General features: G+C 73.3%; 15 protein-coding genes. 11 read left to right on the top strand and 4 right to left on the bottom strand.

Annotation, left to right across the window (positions count from 1 at the left end; genetic code table 11):
- Positions 1 to 109: 109 nt before the first annotated feature.
- The 4 genes from uvrC to whiA all read left to right on the top strand — a co-directional run bounded on the left by uvrC (position 110) and on the right by whiA (position 5,033).
- Positions 110 to 2,095 carry an excinuclease ABC subunit UvrC gene (gene uvrC, locus BJ999_RS23615; RefSeq protein WP_179835308.1) on the top strand — a complete coding sequence of 662 codons (1,986 nt, stop codon included), beginning with the start codon at positions 110 to 112 and terminating at the stop codon, positions 2,093 to 2,095.
- Positions 2,092 to 2,970: an RNase adapter RapZ gene (gene rapZ / locus BJ999_RS23610; protein WP_179835307.1), complete on the top strand. Its 879-nt coding sequence runs from the start codon at positions 2,092 to 2,094 to the stop codon at positions 2,968 to 2,970. Before uvrC ends, rapZ begins: the two co-directional genes overlap by 4 nt.
- Before the next feature lie 52 nt (positions 2,971 to 3,022).
- Positions 3,023 to 3,991 (top strand): gluconeogenesis factor YvcK family protein, encoded by a 969-nt coding sequence (locus BJ999_RS23605; RefSeq protein WP_229810297.1) that lies wholly within the window; start codon positions 3,023 to 3,025, stop codon positions 3,989 to 3,991.
- 61 nt (positions 3,992 to 4,052) lie between these two features.
- On the top strand, positions 4,053 to 5,033 hold the full coding sequence (gene whiA, locus BJ999_RS23600) for a DNA-binding protein WhiA (protein ID WP_179835305.1): 981 nt from the start codon (positions 4,053 to 4,055) through the stop codon (positions 5,031 to 5,033).
- Between the two features lie 184 nt (positions 5,034 to 5,217).
- Here the strand turns inward: whiA and BJ999_RS43685 are convergent, their stop codons facing one another.
- The 4 genes from BJ999_RS43685 to BJ999_RS23580 all read right to left on the bottom strand — a co-directional run bounded on the left by BJ999_RS43685 (position 5,218) and on the right by BJ999_RS23580 (position 10,419).
- On the bottom strand, positions 5,218 to 7,068 hold the full coding sequence (locus BJ999_RS43685) for a heparinase II/III domain-containing protein (RefSeq protein ID WP_179835304.1): 1,851 nt from the start codon (positions 7,066 to 7,068) through the stop codon (positions 5,218 to 5,220).
- Positions 7,069 to 7,146: 78 nt separating this feature from the next.
- The gene (locus tag BJ999_RS23590) at positions 7,147 to 8,361 is read right to left on the bottom strand and encodes a hypothetical protein (RefSeq protein WP_179835303.1); all 1,215 of its coding nucleotides are present in this window, start codon (positions 8,359 to 8,361) and stop codon (positions 7,147 to 7,149) included.
- Positions 8,351 to 9,670, bottom strand: a complete 1,320-nt coding sequence (locus BJ999_RS23585; RefSeq protein ID WP_179835302.1) for a hypothetical protein — start codon at positions 9,668 to 9,670, stop codon at positions 8,351 to 8,353. Before BJ999_RS23585 ends, BJ999_RS23590 begins: the two co-directional genes overlap by 11 nt.
- Positions 9,667 to 10,419, bottom strand: coding sequence for a hypothetical protein (locus BJ999_RS23580; RefSeq protein ID WP_179835301.1), 753 nt, complete (start codon positions 10,417 to 10,419; stop codon positions 9,667 to 9,669). The genes BJ999_RS23585 and BJ999_RS23580 overlap by 4 nt, the downstream gene beginning before the upstream one ends.
- 223 nt (positions 10,420 to 10,642) lie before the next feature.
- Here BJ999_RS23580 and gap point away from each other — a divergent pair, with 223 nt between their 5' ends.
- From gap to BJ999_RS23545, 7 genes are all read left to right on the top strand, one after another.
- On the top strand, positions 10,643 to 11,647 hold the full coding sequence (gene gap / locus BJ999_RS23575; RefSeq protein ID WP_179835300.1) for a type I glyceraldehyde-3-phosphate dehydrogenase: 1,005 nt from the start codon (positions 10,643 to 10,645) through the stop codon (positions 11,645 to 11,647).
- A gap of 75 nt (positions 11,648 to 11,722) precedes the next feature.
- Entirely contained in the window at positions 11,723 to 12,955 is a 1,233-nt protein-coding gene (locus BJ999_RS23570) for a phosphoglycerate kinase (RefSeq protein WP_179835299.1), read from the top strand.
- Positions 12,956 to 12,958: 3 nt separating this feature from the next.
- A complete protein-coding gene (tpiA, locus tag BJ999_RS23565) occupies positions 12,959 to 13,768 on the top strand; it encodes a triose-phosphate isomerase (RefSeq protein ID WP_179835298.1) in 810 nt (269 codons plus the stop codon).
- A 139-nt stretch (positions 13,769 to 13,907) separates the two neighbouring features.
- Positions 13,908 to 14,150, top strand: a complete 243-nt coding sequence (secG, locus tag BJ999_RS23560) for a preprotein translocase subunit SecG (protein ID WP_089313386.1) — start codon at positions 13,908 to 13,910, stop codon at positions 14,148 to 14,150.
- An 82-nt stretch (positions 14,151 to 14,232) separates the two neighbouring features.
- Complete coding sequence (locus BJ999_RS23555) at positions 14,233 to 14,604, top strand: RNA polymerase-binding protein RbpA (protein ID WP_179835297.1); 372 nt, start codon at positions 14,233 to 14,235, stop codon at positions 14,602 to 14,604.
- Positions 14,605 to 14,983: 379 nt separating this feature from the next.
- Positions 14,984 to 15,919, top strand: coding sequence for a class A beta-lactamase (bla, locus tag BJ999_RS23550; protein ID WP_179835296.1), 936 nt, complete (start codon positions 14,984 to 14,986; stop codon positions 15,917 to 15,919).
- Positions 15,916 to 17,160 carry an MFS transporter gene (locus BJ999_RS23545; protein ID WP_179835295.1) on the top strand — a complete coding sequence of 415 codons (1,245 nt, stop codon included), beginning with the start codon at positions 15,916 to 15,918 and terminating at the stop codon, positions 17,158 to 17,160. Before bla ends, BJ999_RS23545 begins: the two co-directional genes overlap by 4 nt.
- Positions 17,161 to 17,181: the final 21 nt, after the last annotated feature.

Here is a 17,181-nt window from a genome sequence, read left to right as displayed (position 1 = left end):
GGCGAACATCCGGGCGGTAGGGAGAGATCTACGTCACCTTGGGGGCCGCGCGGCGCCGCCGGCCGCGCGGGGGCACGGCGTGTCGGTGCCGCCCATTAGGCTTTCGAGCGTGGCAGATCCGGCGACCTACCGACCCGCACCCGGCTCCATCCCGGAATCCCCGGGGGTGTACCGGTTCCGCGACGAGCACGGCCGGGTCATCTACGTGGGCAAGGCCAAGAACCTGCGCTCGCGGCTGGGCTCCTACTTCGCCGACTTCTCCGCCCTGCACCCCCGCACCCAGACGATGGTGCAGACGGCCGCGCGCGTCGACTGGACGGTCGTCGGCACCGAGGTCGAGGCCCTCCAGCTGGAGTACTCCTGGATCAAGGAGTTCGATCCCAGGTTCAACGTCCGCTACCGCGACGACAAGTCCTACCCCTATCTCGCCGTCACCCTGAACGAGGAGTTCCCGAGGGTGATGGTGATGCGGGGCGCCAAGCGCAAGGGCGTGCGCTATTTCGGGCCGTACTCCCACGCGTGGGCGATCCGGGAGACGGTCGACCTGCTGCTGCGCGTGTTCCCCGTCCGGACGTGCAGCGCCGGCGTGTTCAAACGGCAGCACCAGCTCGACCGGCCCTGCCTGCTCGGCTACATCGGCAAGTGCTCGGCGCCGTGCGTCGGCCGCGTCTCGCCCGACGAGCACCGCCTGCTCGCCGAGGACTTCTGCGACTTCATGGCGGGCAACACCACCCGGTTCATCAAGCGCCTCGAACGCGACATGCGCGAGGCCGCCACGTCCCAGGAGTACGAGCGCGCCGCCCGGCTGCGCGACGACATCCGCGCCCTGGAGCGCGCCCTGGAGAAGCAGGCGGTCGTGCTGCCCGACCGCACCGACTGCGACATGATCGCCTTCGCCGAGGACGAGCTGGAGGCGGCCGTCCAGGTGTTCTACGTGCGCGGCGGCCGCATCCGCGGGCAGCGCGGCTGGGTCGTCGACAAGGTCGAGGACGTCACCACCGCCGACCTGGTCGAGCACTTCCTCATCCAGACCTACGGCGAGAGCGAGTCGGTGCCCCGCGAGGTCTTCGTCCCGGCCCTGCCCCCGGAGGAGGAGGCCATGACCGAGCTGCTGTCGGAGCAGCGGGGCGGGCCCGTCCGGCTGCGCGTCCCGCAGCGCGGCGACAAGCGGACCCTGCTGGAGACGGTGGCGCGCAACGCCCACGAGGCGCTCAAGCAGCACAAGACGCGCCGCGCGTCCGACCTCACCACCCGCAGCCGCGCCCTGCAGGAGCTCCAGGAGGCCCTGGAGCTCGACGACGCGCCCCTGCGGATCGAGTGCTACGACGTGTCCAACCTGCAGGGCACCGACGTGGTCGCGTCCATGGTCGTGTTCGAGGACGGCCTGGCCCGCAAGAGCGAATACCGCCGGTTCACCATCAAGGCCGTGGAGGGGCAGGACGACGTCCGCTCCATCCACGAGGTCATCACCCGCCGGTTCCGGCGCTATCTGGCCGAGAGCGAGAAGACCGGCGAGCTCGACACCCTCGGCGACCCGGAGGAGGAGGGCGCGCACCAGCCGATCGACCCGGAGACCGGCCGGCCGCGCAAGTTCGCCTACCCGCCCAACCTGGTCCTCGTCGACGGAGGCCCCCCGCAGGTCGCGGCCGCGCAGCGCGCCCTCGACGAGCTCGGCGTCGACGACATCGCGGTGTGCGGGATCGCCAAGCGGCTGGAGGAGCTCTGGCTCCCCGGCGAGGCCGACCCGGTCATCCTGCCGCGCAACAGCGAGGGCATGTTCCTCGTCCAGCGGGTCCGCGACGAGGCGCACCGGTTCGCCATCACCTTCCACCGGCAGCGGCGATCCAGGTCCATGACGGTCAGCGAACTCGATAACGTTCCTGGTCTGGGCCCGGCGCGGCGCGCGGCGCTGCTGAAACACTTCGGGTCGCTGAAGCGGCTGAAGGACGCGACGCCCGCGCAGGTCGCCGAGGTCCCGGGAATCGGCATGCGCAGCGCCGAGAGCATCGTCGCGGCGCTGCACGGCGGCGCCGCGCCGGCGGGCGGCGAGGATCCCGGCGGGGACGACGGGGAGCACAGGGGGAGAAGCGCATGACCAGCGATACCAAGATTCCGGACATCGTGATCGTCACCGGCATGTCCGGGGCGGGCCGCAGCACCGCGGCCAAGTCGCTGGAGGACCTCGACTGGTTCGTGGTCGACAACCTGCCGCCCGGGCTGCTGGCCACGATGGCCGACCTCGGCGGCCGGGTGAAGGACGCGGTGCCGCGCATCGCCGTCGTCGTGGACGTCCGCAGCCGCGCGTTCACCGACGACCTGCACTCCTCGATCGCCGAGCTGGAGGCCCGCGGCGTCCACCCGCGCGTGGTGTTCCTGGAGGCCGGCGACGCCGACCTCGTGCGCCGGTTCGAGAGCGTCCGCCGTCCCCACCCGCTGCAGGGCGACGGCCGCCTGGTGGACGGCATCGCCCGCGAGCGCGAGCTGGTCCGCGAGGTCCGCGCCGAGGCCGACCTGGTGATCGACACCAGCGGCCTCAACGTGCACGAGCTGCGCAACAAGATCATCGGCTTCTTCGGCAACGACAGCGGCGAGTCCAGCCTGCGCGCGACCGTCGTGTCCTTCGGCTACAAGTACGGCCTTCCGGTCGACGCCGACCTCGTCGTCGACTGCCGGTTCCTGCCGAACCCGCACTGGGTGCCGGAGCTGCGGCCGATGACGGGCCGCGACCCCGCCGTCCGCGACTACGTCCTGGGGCAGCACGGCGCCAAGGAGTTCCTGGACGCCTACGCCGAGGTGCTGCGGCTCCTCGCCGGCGGGTATGAACGTGAGGGCAAGCACTACGTGACGCTCGCCGTGGGATGTACCGGTGGAAAACACCGTAGTGTTGCCATGGCGGAACAGATTGCCGCCCGGCTGCGGGACGAGGGCATCGAGGTGCAGGTCGCCCATCGTGACCTCGGCCGCGAATGACGGCCCGCGCCGGGACCCGGCGGGGGGCCCGGACGAGGAGAGAAACGGCACGGTGAAGCCCCTCGGCCCGAAGGTCGTCGCGCTCGGCGGGGGCCACGGCCTCTACGCGTCGCTGTCGGCGCTCCGCCGCGTCACCGACCGGCTGACCGCGATCGTCACCGTCGCCGACGACGGCGGCTCCAGCGGGCGGCTGCGCCGCGAGCTCGGCGTACTGCCGCCCGGCGACCTGCGGATGGCGCTCGCCGCCCTCTGCGGCGACGACGAATGGGGCCAGACCTGGCGGGACGTCGTCCAGCACCGCTTCCGCAGCGAGGGCGACCTGCAGGGCCACGCCGTCGGCAACCTGCTCATCGTCGCGCTGTGGGAGCTCCTCCGCGGGGACGGCGCCTCGCCCGGCTCCACCGTCGCCGGGCTCGACTGGGTCGGCCGGCTGCTCGGCGCGCACGGCCGCGTGCTGCCGATGGCGGCCGTCCCGATGGACATCGTCGCCGAGGTCCGCGGCGCCGACCCCGCCAGGCCCGACGAGATCACCCATGTCAAGGGCCAGGTGGCGTGCGCCAGGACGCCCGGCAGCGTGCTCGGCGTGTCGCTGGTGCCGGCCGACCCGCCCGCCTGCCCGGAGACCCTCGCCGCCGTCGACGACGCCGACTGGATCGTGTTCGGCCCCGGCTCGTGGTTCACCAGCGTCCTGCCGCACCTGAAGGTGCCCGCGCTCGCCCGCGCCCTCACCACCGCCCGCGCCCGCCGCGTCGTCGCGCTGAACCTCGCGCAGCAGCCCGGCGAGACCGACGACTTCTCGCCGCAGACCCACCTGGAGGTGCTGCAGGCGCACGCCCCCGACCTGCGCGTGGACGTCGTCCTCGCCGACCGCGCGGTGGTGGACGACCCGGACGCCCTCGACAAGGCCGTCCAGGACCTCGGCGGACGCCTCGTGCTCGCCGACGTCGCCGCCGACGACGGATCACCGCGTCACGAACCCGCCCGTCTGGCCCAAGCCTTCGTACAGATATTCACCGAGTGACGACCGGCGCGGCCGCGATCGGCCAGACTGCTGGAAGTCCGATAGGGGGAGGGTTCATCAGATGGCGATGACCGGTGTGGTCAAGGACGAGCTGAGCAGGCTCACGGTGCTGAAGCCGTGCTGCCGCAAGGCCGAGGTCTCGACGCTGCTGCGGTTCGCGGGCGGCCTGCACCTGGTCAGCGGCCGCATCGTGATCGAGGCCGAGATCGACACCGGTGTGGCGGCCCGGCGGCTGATCAAGGACATCTCGGAGGTCTTCGGGCACACCTCCGAGGTCGTCGTGCTCGCGCCGAGCGGCCTGCGCAAGGGCAACCGCTACGTCGTGCGCGTCTTCCGGGACGGCGAGTCCCTCGCCCGGCAGACCGGCCTCATCGACAACAACGGCCGGCCCGTCCGCGGACTGCCCCGGCACGTCGTCGCGGGCGCCGCCTGCGACGCCGAGTCGGCCTGGCGCGGCGCGTTCCTCGCGCACGGCTCCCTCACCGAACCCGGCCGCTCCATGTCGCTGGAGGTGACCTGCCCCGGCCCCGAGGCCGCGCTGGCCCTCGTCGGCGCCGCCCGCCGCCTGAAGATCCACGCCAAGGCCCGCGAGGTCCGCGGCGTCGACCGCGTCGTCGTCCGCGACGGCGACGCGATCAGCGCCCTGCTCACCCGGCTCGGCGCCCACGACAGCGTCCTGGCCTGGGAGGAGCGCCGGATGCGCCGCGAGGTCCGCGCCACCGCCAACCGCCTCGCCAACTTCGACGACGCCAACCTGCGCCGGTCCGCCCGCGCCGCCGTCGCCGCCGGCGCCCGCGTCGCCCGCGCCCTGGAGATCCTCGGCGACGACGCCCCCGAGCACCTCGTCAACGCCGGCCGCCTCCGCCTGGAGCACAAGCAGGCGTCCCTGGAGGAGCTCGGCCAGCTCGCCGACCCGCCCCTCACCAAGGACGCCATCGCCGGCCGCATCCGCCGGCTCCTCGCCATGGCCGACAAGCGCGCCGGCGACCAGGGCATCCCCGGCACCGAAGCCAACCTCACCGCCGACATGCTCGCGCAGTAGCTTGTCGGGGGCCCCTCATCCCCCCGTCACGAGCCAGGCGATCCTCACGCCACGGCTGAGGTTCTTGTGCCCGTGCGGGTTCGTGGTGTCGCTGCGGTCGCCCGGCTCGGCGGGTCGTGCGGCCTCCAGGCGCTAGGGCGCCCGTGCCTTGGTTGTGCTTCCTGGGCGTGAGGGGCTGGCTTGGTCAGGGGAGGCGACGGAGGGTGCCGTCCGGGGTGGCCTCGAAGGTCAGGTGGTGGGTGGGGAAAGTTGCCTCCACGTGGAGTGTTCCGTCCGGGAGCGTGCGGGTTCGGATTGTTGGGCGGTCGTCGCCGTGGACGGGGGCGATCAGGGTCAGGATGCGGGCCGGCGGGGTTCCGCCGCGTGCGGTGAAGGAGACGACCGGGGCGGGGAGCCTTTGACGGGGGGCGGGGGCGATCCAGCCCTGCGGCGGGGTGAGCGCCCCCCGGACGATCCTGGTGGGTCCGCTCGTCGTGTCGGGGAGCGGGAAACGGATGAAGTGGACGCGGACGGGGCCTGCGGTGGCGATGGCGTTGAGGCCGTCCCGGACCGCGGTGAACGCCGTGGGCAGGTGCCAGAGCTGCTCGACGGGACGGGGGGCGGCGGAGCGCACCTCGTCCAGCACGACGACGGCGTCGGGATCGGACGCGGCGAGCACCGAGCGGGAGCGGGTCGTCCCGGCGAAGGCGGTGTCGGAGAACCGGAAGGTGTCGGCGCCGCGCCGGAACTCGTGCGCGACCAAGGCCGTCGCGGCGTTCTCCCGGAACGGGACGCCCCGCACCACGAGCGTGTTGTGCGCCTCCGGCGAGGCCAGCCACCTCCGCCAGGTCGTTTCGCTGTAGCCGATGTGGCCGCTCGGAACGAGGACGTCCCGGCCGAGCGCATGGAAGGTGAGCGCCATGTGGTCGTTCTGTCCGTGCGCGTACCGGGCCGGGCCGAAGCGCGCCGTGTAGGACATCTCCTCGGTGAACGAGCGGTTCCCTCGTCCCCAACCGGACCTGCCCACCACGTATCCGGCGCGGTAGACGCGGGCCCTCTCCTTCGGCGGGACGCCTTTCGCGCCCTGCGTCGCCGCGTACCTGAGCGGGCCCGTTCCGGGGTCATCGATCTCGGAGGCCCTGGACGCGTACGACTCGCCGATCTGGAGCAGGTCTCCGGCGGGCGTGGTCTGGAAGGCGATGAACTCGTCCAGCAGCCGGTGCCGGCGGACGAGTTCGGCGGGGACCGTGCGGCCGCACTCTCGCATCACCCGGAAGGCGAGCCGCCACCGGTTCCGGTCGTAGACGGCGTAGTGCGTGGACTGCTCGTTGCCTGCGCCCTCGTCGTCGATGGCCGGCCGCGCACCGCCGGGCGGGGCGAGGATCGCGTCGAGCAGGCGCCGGTGGCCGAGCGCGGCGAGGTCCGCCCGGCCGATGCCGCAGCCCGCCGTCATGAGCGTCATCGACTCGTCGGCGCCGTGGTTCCAGGGGCCCGAGTAGTGCTCGGGACGGGCCAGCCACTGCGCGTGAGCGGCGATGGCCTGGTCCAGCCACCGCCCTCCCAGGTGCCTCCGCAGGCAGACGAGGGTGGCCAGGCGGAACTTGGCGGCCTCGCCGATCGCCTCGCGCCGGTGCTCGGAGAACCGTTCCGGCCGGGTGTTGTCGGCGAGCCAGTCCTGGGCGATGCCCGCGGCCGTCCTGAGCGCGGCACGGTCTCCTGTCCGCTCGTACTCCCTGATGAGGCCGCCGAGCCATTCGAGGGAGTGGAACCAGAGCTGCCACGAGCGGTCGCCGAACGGGTCGCGGCCCCAGTCCACGTCCGTCCCGGCGGCGACGCGGACGGGGGCCGCCCTCGGGGTGGCGAACCGGCCCGAGCGAACCCGCGCCGCCGGGTTCACCCTGTCCAGGCCGTTGTAGCCGAGGCAGACGCCCCGCACCGCGGCGCGGGCCGTCACCGGCACGACGGGCGGGGCGGCGCCGTGGCAGCCGCACGACAGCGACAGCAGGAGCGCGGCGCACCCCGCGCCGCGGGCGCCTCCCCAAGATCGATGAGCCACAGTCCCACAACACACGTGGGGCCCCCTACCGGCGGACGGCCACCGGTGAAGGGTCGGTAAACATTCGGGGGCGCGCGGTCAGCGGGGAGTGTTGTCGCCGCGCAGCACGCGCTCGATGAGGTCGTCGCGGAGCTGGCCGTACCCGGTCTCGGCCCACACGCTGCGGGACGGGTCGGCCTCGTAGTAGGGGACCTCCCGGCCGTCGCGGCGGTCGGTGAGGACCTCGGGGGTGCGCTTGTCGCGGGCCGCGCGGGCGCACGGGCGGCAGGTCCGGACGCTCAGGCGCCTGCGGGAGCCGAGGGGCCGCCAGTCGAGCTCGCCGGTCGCGTCGCCGTGGAGCGGGTTGAAGAAGCACAGCGGGACGGGCGGGATCTCGGGCTTGCCCTTCGCGACGGCCTGCGCGGAGGCGAGGGCGTCGCGGCCCTGGTCGAGCAGGACCAGGACGCCGGCCAGGTCGGGGACGCCCCGCGCCGCGTCGAGGGTCTTCCCCGCGGCCTGGTAGGCGTCCAGGGCGCGAGCCACCAGGGTGCGGGGCCGTTCGCCGGAGGTCGGGACGGTGCTGTCGTCCAGCAGTTCCCCGAACGCGATGACCTCGCGGGACGCCTGCTCGCGGAGCTGGTCCTCGGTGGCGCGGTTCGCCGTGGCGAACACCGTGCGGGGCATCAGCAGGCCCTCGCCCTCGCGGCGGACGGAGGCCATCCGGCGCCGCCGCCACAGCAGGAACCCGGCGACTCCGGCCGCGGCCGCGCCCGCCGCGCCCGCGCCGAGGGGCAGCGCGAGCCCGCCCCCGCCCCCGCCCGTGCCGCCCTCGGGCGACGGCGCGCCGTGGCGGGCCTTGTAGCGCTTGTCGATCTCGGCGGAGACCCGGTCGTACTCCTGCTGGCCGGTGCCGGAGACGATCAGGTCGGCGACGCGGGACAGGCGGGCGGCGAGCGGCGCGTCGTCCATGGCGCGGTCCAGGGTGACCGCCCAGGCGGCGCGGTCGGCCCGGTGGTCGCCGCCCCACTCCCGGGCCCTCAGGTCCTGGGAGTCGTCGTCGAAGGTGATGAAGATCCCGTCGCGGCCGAGGCGGTCGTGGACGACGGTCGCGAGCTGCTCGGCGTCCGTCCACGTGCCGCCCTTGACGATGGGGACCAGCACGACGAAGACCGGCGCGGGCGCCTTGCGGAGCTTGGCGATGAGTGCGCGGCGGGCCGCCGCGGGAAGCGCCGACGCCAGGGACGGGTCGACGTGGACGGGGGAGCGGCGCAGGGCGGCGGCCAGCCGTTCGCCGGGGGACGGTTCAGTCAACACCGAGGTACCTCATCACACGGGGGAGGAAGGTCTTGCCGTGGGCGCCCCACGCCGTGTCGCGCCACACGCCCGGGACGAGGGTGTGGGGGCGGTGGCCGTCCGGACCCGGGATCTGCAGGAGGCGCCGCTCGTCGAGTCCCTGCCGCTCGTCGAGGTCCCGGCAGTTCGCGCAGAGCGGGCACGGCCTCGGCAGGGCGCCGCCGTGCTTCTTCTCCAGCTTCCGGACGCGCCTGCGCACGACCGAGCCGCCGTGCAGCGGGTTCACCAGGCACGGGGACGGCGGGGACGCGACGTCCCGGGTCAGGGCGATGCGCCCCTGGCGGGCCAGCACGATCGCGCCGACGAGGTCGGCCGCCTTGCTCTCGTCGTCCTTGGCGTCGTCGTAGAGGATCTGCGCGGCGTCGTAGGCCGAGACGGCGTAGTCGCGTCCCTGCTCGCCGCCGGCCGTGGTGAGCAGGCGGCGGAGCCCCTCCAGATCCTTGGCCCCGTGCCGGCGCAGCCAGTGCATGCTCGGCCTGGTGCGCGCCTCGGCGTGCCGTCCGGCCCTCTGCCGGCTCGGGGAGCGCGGCCGCCCTCCCCGGCGCAGCGCCAGGACACCGAGGCCCAGCCAGTACAGGATCGCGGCCCCCGCGGGCCCGGCGAGCAGGAGGCCGGTCAGCAGCGGCGCCGTGATCTCCGGTTCGTCGGGCCTCAGCGTGTTCTCCTGCCCGAACGGGTCCGGAGTCGAGTACAACCGCGGCATGGTGGGGGACGCCGAGGGCGCCGCCGCGTGGCGGTCGAGCCTCCGGACGATCCGGTCGGCGAGCCCGTCGAACGGACGCTCGGAGTCGGCGGGCGTCGCGGCGCCCGGCTCGTCCTCCTCGTCCAGATCGTCCAGCGAGGAGCGGCCCCGGCGCGGCACGTTGAACGCCTCGGACTCCAGATGGCCGTGCGAGTCGGCCATCACGTAGAGGCCGTCGCGGCGCGAGCGGTCGTGCAGCATGAACAGGAACGCGTCGTCGCGGCCCTGTGACTCCGACTGGCTCGGGTTCGGCATCACCACGACGTACGCCGGCGCGCCGAGCCGCTTCGCCGTCCCGGCGACGGCGGCGCGGAGGCGGGCGCGGTCGGGCGCGCCGAGCGCCTGCGCGAGGTCCGGGTCGACGAACAGCGGATCCTCGGCCAGCGCGGCGCCCACCCGGTCGAGCCGGTGATAGGCGTGCGGGGGCGGCTCGTCGGCTGCGGCGGCGCCGGGGACGACCGCGAGCGCGGAGAGGGCGAGGGCGGCGAGCACCACCGGGAACCGCGGCACGACCGGGAGCCGCCTCATCTGCGCGCCTTCCTGGTGTTCTTCCTGGTTCTCTTCTTCGGCGGCTTCCTCGGCTGCCGCGCCCGTCTCGCCGACAGGACGCGGCGGCCGGCCAGCAGGCCCAGGATCGGGACCCCGCTCAGCGCGGCTCCGCCGCCGAACACGGCCCACTCGATGCGGGACGCCCGCCGGTCGGCCGCGTCGTCGGCGTCCAGGGCCTTGCGGATCTTCGACTTCGGCCTCGGGCGCGGATGGTCGCGGCGCTCCCCGGCGTGCCCCGACAGGGCGATGTCCACGAACCGCGCGATCACCTCCGGAGCGCCGGCGTCGTAGGGGGTCTCGAAGTCCGCGGCCGCCCAGGCGTCGTCGAGCGGGAGGCCGCGGGCGCCGCCGAAGTGGCGGACCTCGCCGCCGCCGCCGGAGGGGGGCACCACGATGTAGACGCCGTCCCTGCGCAGCCGGTCGCGCAGCAGCGAAGCGAGAGAGTCGGACGGGTTCTGCGGGCCGAGGCCCGAGGTCGGTGTCACGGCCACATACGTGGGGACGCCCAGCCGGGCCACGGACGCCTTGATCCGCGCGGCGGCGTCCGGGGGCAGCGCGCGGGGTTCGTGGTCGGTGACGTACACGGGGTCGCGGCGGAGCGCTGCGGCGATGGCGTCCGCGCGGCTCTCCGGTTTGGCGCGCTCCAACATGGGGGCGGCCTCGGCCGGGCGGCCGAGCAGCACGGCCCCCACCAGCCCCGCCAACAGAACCGACCACCCGCGCCACATGGCCCGCGAGTGTAGTGATGATCGTGCTATGTCGTGAAAGCGGGGCGGGGCGGCGCGCTCCCCCTACCGGGGGACGGCGGGCTCACCCCTGATTCCCACGAAACCGGTGTCCGGCTACTCGTGGGTCATTGGATAGGGTCTGAGGTGGGGTAGTACCCCGGATCGACCGTAGGTAAGAGCCCGGTTGGCACCGGGCGATACGACGTACGAGGAGAGCGGTTCCGTGACCATCCGAGTAGGCATCAACGGGTTCGGCCGGATCGGCCGCAACTTCTACCGCGCGGTGAAGGCGTCCGGGGCCGACATCGAGGTCGTGGCGGTCAACGACCTGACCGACAACGCCACGCTCGCCCAGTTGCTCAAGTACGACAGCATCCTCGGCCGCTTCCCCGAGGACGTGCGCGCCACCGAGGACGAGATCGTCGTGGGCGGCAAGGCCATCAAGGCATTCGAGGAGCGCGACCCCGCGAACCTCAAGTGGAGCGAGGTCGGCGCCGACATCGTCGTTGAGTCGACCGGCTTCTTCACCGACGCGAACAAGGCCCGGGTGCACGCCGACAACGGCGCCAAGAAGGTGATCATCTCCGCGCCGGCCAAGAACGAGGACCTCACCGTCGTCCTCGGCGTCAACGAGGACAGGTACGACCCGGCGAACCACACGGTGATCTCCAACGCGTCCTGCACCACCAACTGCCTGGCCCCGCTGGCCAAGGTGCTGCACGACAACTTCGTCATCGAGAAGGGCCTGATGACGACGATCCACGCCTACACGCAGGACCAGAACCTGCAGGACGCGCCGCACAAGGACCTGCGCCGCGCCCGCGCCGCCGCGCTGAACGTGGTCCCCACCTCCACCGGCGCCGCCAAGGCGATCGGCCTGGTGCTGCCGGAACTGAAGGGCAAGCTGGACGGCTACGCCCTGCGCGTCCCGGTGCCGACCGGCTCGGCCACCGACCTCACCGCCGAGCTGTCCCGCGAGGTGACGGTCGAGGAGGTCAACGAGGCGTTCAGGGCCGCCGCCGACGGCCCCCTGAAGGGCTACCTCACCTACACCGAGGACCCGATCGTCTCCAGCGACATCGTCACCGACCCGGCGTCGTGCATCTTCGACTCCGGGCTGACCAAGGTCATCGGTGACCAGGTGAAGGTCGTCGGCTGGTACGACAACGAGTGGGGCTACTCCAACCGCCTCGTCGACCTGGTCAAGCTCGTCGGCTCGCAGCTGTAACCGAAGCCCGTCACCGCCGTGGCCGCGCGACGCGCGGCCACGGCGGGGCCGTGTACGGAAGGACACCGCATCCCGATGCGCACCATTGACGACCTCGACGTCGCCGGACGGCGCGTCCTGCTGCGAGCGGACCTGAACGTCCCGCTGCAGGACTCCGGCCCTCCTCCGGAGGGTGTGGAGGGCCGCCCCTCCACCACGATGCGGATCACCGACGACGGGCGGATCCGGGCCAGCCTGCCGACGATCGAGGCGCTGCGGGCCCGGGGCGCCAAGGTCATCGTCTGCGCCCACCTCGGCCGCCCCAAGGGGGAGGTCAAGCCCGAGCTCTCGCTCGCGCCGGTCGCCGCCCGCCTGGGCGAGCTGCTGGGCACGGAGGTGGCGTTCGCGACCGACGTCGTGGGCGACTCCGCCCGCGCGGCGGTCGGCGGCCTCGCCGACGGCGGCGTCGCGCTGCTGGAGAACCTGCGCTTCGAGCCGGGCGAGACCAGCAAGGACGACGCCGAGCGCGGCGCCTTCGCCGACCGGCTGGCCGCCCTCGCCGAGGTCTACGTGGGGGACGGGTTCGGTGCGGTGCACCGCAGGCACGCGTCGGTCTACGACGTGCCGGAGCGGCTCCCGCACGCCGCGGGCGGGCTGATCGTCGCCGAGGTCGAGGTGCTCAGAAAGCTCACCGAGGACGTCGAGCGGCCCTACGTGGTCGCGCTCGGCGGGTCCAAGGTGTCCGACAAGCTCGGGGTCATCGACAACCTGCTCGGCAAGGCCGACCGCATCCTGATCGGCGGCGGCATGGTGTTCACCTTCCTCAAGGCGCAGGGGCACGAGGTCGGCGGGAGCCTCCTGGAGGAGGACCAGCTCGGCACCGTCCGCGAGTACCTGCGGCGCGCCGAGGAGACCGGCGTCGAGTTCGTGCTGCCGGTCGACATCGTCGCGGCCACCGCGTTCGCCGCGGACGCCGACCACGACGTGGTGCCCGCCGACGCGATCCCGGCCGACCGGCTGGGCCTGGACATCGGGCCCGAGTCCGGCAAGCTGTTCGCCGCGCGCCTCGCCGACGCCAGGACGGTCTTCTGGAACGGCCCCATGGGCGTGTTCGAGATGGAGCCCTACTCGCACGGCACCCGCGCCGTCGCGCAGGGCCTCATCGACTCGGGCGCGTTCACCGTGGTCGGCGGCGGCGACTCGGCCGCGGCCGTCCGGCTGCTCGGCTTCGACGAGGCGGCCTTCTCCCACATCTCGACCGGCGGCGGCGCGAGCCTCGAGTACCTCGAAGGCAAGACGCTGCCCGGCCTGCAAGCCCTGGAGGACTGACCGATGGCCCGCGCGACCCCTGCCGGCGGCCCGAGCGGCCGCAAGCCGCTCATGGCCGGCAACTGGAAGATGAACAACAACCACCTCGAGGCGATCGCGCTCGTCCAGAAGATGGCGTTCGCGCTCAAGGACGCCGACTACGAGGCCGTCGACGTCGCGGTGCTCCCGCCGTTCACCGCGCTCCGCTCGGTGCAGACCCTGATCGAGGCCGACAAGTACGGGATCCAGTACGGCGCGCAGGACGTCTCCCAGCACGCCTCCGGCGCCTACACCGGTGAGATCTCCGCGGCGATGCTGGCCAAGCTCGGCTGCACCTATGCCGTCGTCGGGCACTCCGAGCGGCGCCAGTACCACGCCGAGGACGACGCGGTCGTCAACGCCAAGGCCAAGGCCGCGCTCGCCGCCGACCTCACCCCGATCCTGTGCGTCGGCGAGGGGCTGGAGGTCCGCAAGGCCGGCGGGCACGTCCCGCACGTGCTCGCGCAGATCGACGGCGGGCTGGAGAAGATCACCGCCGACCAGGTGCGGCGCTCCGTGATCGCCTACGAGCCGGTCTGGGCGATCGGCACCGGCGAGGTCGCCACCCCGCAGGACGCGCAGGAGGTCTGTTCGGCCATCCGCACGCGGCTCGCCGAGCTGTACGACGGCGGAGTGGCCGACGAGGCGCGTATCCTGTACGGCGGTTCGGTCAAGGGCGGCAACGTGGCCGGGATCATGGCGCAGACCGACGTGGACGGCGCTTTGGTCGGTGGTGCCAGCCTGGACCCGGGAGAGTTCGTCAAAATCTGCCGGTACCGGGATCTGCCGGTCTGATCAAAACTGATCAATTCCGCGTGAACCAGGGGTTCTTGCCGAACCAGCGGGGACTTCGTCGTACCCTTCGTATCTGACGGGTAAACGCCCGCTCCGGCTCGAGCTCCGTCCTGAACTACAGACAAGGCGCTGAAGAAACGTGATCATCGCAACGTCCATCGTGCTCATCGTCACGAGCCTGCTGATGGTGGTCCTCGTCCTGATGCACAAGGGCAAGGGCGGCGGCCTGTCCGACATGTTCGGCGGCGGCGTCTCGTCCTCCCTCGGAGGGTCGTCGGTGGTCGAGCGCAACCTCGACCGGCTGACCATCGGCGTCGGGGTGGTCTGGTTCGCCTCGATCGTCGTTCTCGGGCTGCTGTTCAAGCACAAGGGCGTCGGCTGAGCCGTCCCGTTCAACACATGCGAGCGCCGCGCCGTCCTCGAAGGTCACGGGCGGCGGCGGATCACCAAGCGAGGAGTATTCCGTGGGTAGTGGCAACGCGATTCGGGGCAGCCGCGTCGGGGCCGGTCCGATGGGAGAGGCGGAGCGCGGCGACGCCGCCCCCCGCGTCTGGGTGACCTTCTACTGCGCCAACCGGCACGAGACCCGCCCCAGCTTCGCGACGGACGTCGCGGTCCCCGAGACGTGGGACTGCCCGCGCTGCGGGTTCCCCGCCGGCCAGGACTCCAACAACCCCCCGGCCCCGCCGAAGACGGAGCCGTACAAGACCCACCTCGCGTACGTGAAGGAGCGGCGCAGCGACGAGGACGGCGAGGCCATCCTGGAGGAGGCGCTCGCCAAGCTCCGGCAGAAGCGCGCCGCCGTCAAGCAGGCCATGGAGGCCGCGGCCCGCTGACGCCCGCCGAAGCCGCACCGTGTGGCCCGGACCCGACCAGGGGCCGGGCCACACGCCTTTCCCGGCCGGTTCCGCGGTCGGGCGCGGGCGGCGTTTGGCAGTCGGGGCGCAGAGGCTGCGGGCGGGGCCTGCCTCACGATCGACGACCGCTCCGCTCATGCCGCCGCCTTCCGCGAGCCGCCGGGCGTCGGACCGACGGGACACGCCGGCATCGGCGCAATCGCCGGATCTCCGCGACGGTGCCTCGGCGGGGGCTGACCAGGTCTGATATGCGCATGAGTATGGCGGTACGAGTGATATCCATATTGGACGTCACGCGTGCGGCTCTGGTCTGCTGAGCCGCGTCCGCCCTCCGCCCCGGGAAAGCAGGTGCCTCCGCATGCCGTTCGAGCAGTCCGGCTCCTCCCGGCGGGCGCTGCTGGCCGCCGCGGCTCTCCTGCCGCTTGCGGGATGCGGTGAGAAGGAGCGCCCGTCCGCCGCGGCGTCGTCGCCGTCCGCCCGGCCCTCGGCCGCGCCGCCGGACCTGTCGCGGTTCGCGGCGCTCGAACGCCGGCACGGCGCCCGCCTCGGCGTGTACGCCGTGGCGACCCGGACCGGAGCCGAGGTGGCCTACCGCGCCGACGAGCGCTTCGCGTTCTGCTCCACCTTCAAGGCGCTCGCCGCGGCGGCGGTCCTGCACGGCAATCCGATCGGCCACCTCGACAGGCGGATCACCTACACCCGGGCCGATGTGAACTCCATCTCACCGATCACCAAGGACCGCGTCGCCACCGGGATGACCATCCGGGAGCTGTGCGACGCCGCCATCCGCCACAGCGACGGCACGGCGGGGAACCTGCTGATGCGCGACGTCGGCGGCCCGGCGGGGCTGACCGCCTACCTGCGCGTGCTCGGCGACGCCGTCAGCCGCATGGACGACTACGAGCCCGAGCTGAACAGGATCCGTCCGGGCGACCCGCGGGACACCACCAGCCCCCGGGCGATCGCCGCCGACCTTCGCGCGATCGTCCTCGGGGACGCGCTGGAGCCTGGCAGACGCGCCCTGGTCCGCGGCTGGCTCGAACGCAGCGCCACGAGCGTCGGAGCCGAGCGCATCAAGGCCGGGCTGCCCCGGGGGTGGAGGACGGCGAGCAAGACCGGGACCGGCGACTACGGCAGGGCCAACGACATCGCCGTGGTGTGGCCGCCCCAGGGCGCTCCGCTCGTGGTGGCCGTCATGTCCGACCGTCCGGGATACGGCACCCCGCCCAGGAACGCCCTGATCGCGGAGGCCACGGAGCTGGTCGTCTCCGACCTGTCCCGGGCAGGGCTGTGACGGTCTCCGTCCCCGCGCCGGCCTCCGCGGCCTCCGGCCCGCGGCCCGCGCCCGCCGCGGACCCGTCCGGCCGCCGGGTGATCGTGACGGTGGTGGCGATCCAGCTCGCCGCCAGCCTCGGCTTCTTCTCGGTGATGGCGCACCTCGTCGCCCACCTCCGGCACGACCTCGGGCTGCTGGCCGGCACCGTCGGGCTGGTCCTCGGCGTGCGGGTGGGCCTGCAGTTCGCGCTGCTCCTGCCGGTCGGCACGGTCACCGACCTGCTCGGGGCGCGCCGGACCGGGATGATCTCCTGCGCCGTCCGCGCGCTGGGGTTCGTGATGCTCGGGGCCGCCGAGAGCGTGGGCGCGCTGCTCTGCGCCGCCGTCGTCCTCGCGGTCGGCGGCGCGCTCTACAATCCCGCGGGCCACAGCCTGCTCGCGTCCGTCGGCCCCGGCAGCAGGTCCGGCGGATTCGCCGCCTACGTCGTCGCCCAGCACCTGGCGACGGTCGCGGGCCCGCCGATGGGGCTTCTCCTGCTGGGCGCGGGGCCCGGGTTCGCGCTCCTGACGGGGACGGCCGCCGCCCTGTGGACGGTCGCCGGTGTCCTGTTCCTGTTCGTGCCCCGGCCGGGCGGGAAGAGCGCGCCCACGCGTTTCCGCGACGTCCTCGCCGGTGTGCGGGCGGTGCTCGGCGACCGCGCGTTCCTGGTCTTCGCGCTGCTGACCGCGCCCACGACGCTGCTCGCCAACCACATCATGACGGCCGTACCCCTCCTCGGCTTCAAGCCCGCGGTGGCGACGCTGTGCTTCTCCCTCCTGGCCATGGTCGCGGCGGCGGTCCAGCCCTTCGTCGCCGTCCGGCGCCGCGGCGAGCGGCCGTGGGTGCTGCGGAGCGGCCTGCTGTGCGCCGCGGCGGGGTTCTTCGTCCTCGCGGCGCTGGACGGCACGCAGCCGGGTCCGCTGATGCTCGCCGCCGTCCTCAACGGCGCCGCGAACGGCCTCGTCCAGCCGTCGGTCTTCCAGCGCACCGCGCGGCGCGCTCCGCCGGAGCGCTTCGGCTCGTACTACGGCGTCCTGGCGTTCTGCGCCGGAATGTTCTCCTTCGCGGGCGACCTGGTGATCGGCCGCCTCTTCGACCTGGGCCCGGCGGGCGCGGCGTGGGCCCTCACCGGGGTCGGGGCCTGCGCGCTCCTGGCCGTGGCGGGCACGATGGCCGGCCCTGCCGCGGGCCCGGTGGCGGGCCCGGCCCGGGGCGAATAATCTTCGGGGAACGGGACGTCC

Origin of the sequence: Actinomadura citrea (assembly GCF_013409045.1) — a bacterium.
GTDB lineage: Bacteria > Actinomycetota > Actinomycetes > Streptosporangiales > Streptosporangiaceae > Spirillospora > Spirillospora citrea.
Note: the sequence above shows the minus strand (reverse complement) of the source record. Positions and strands in the feature narration are given on the sequence as shown.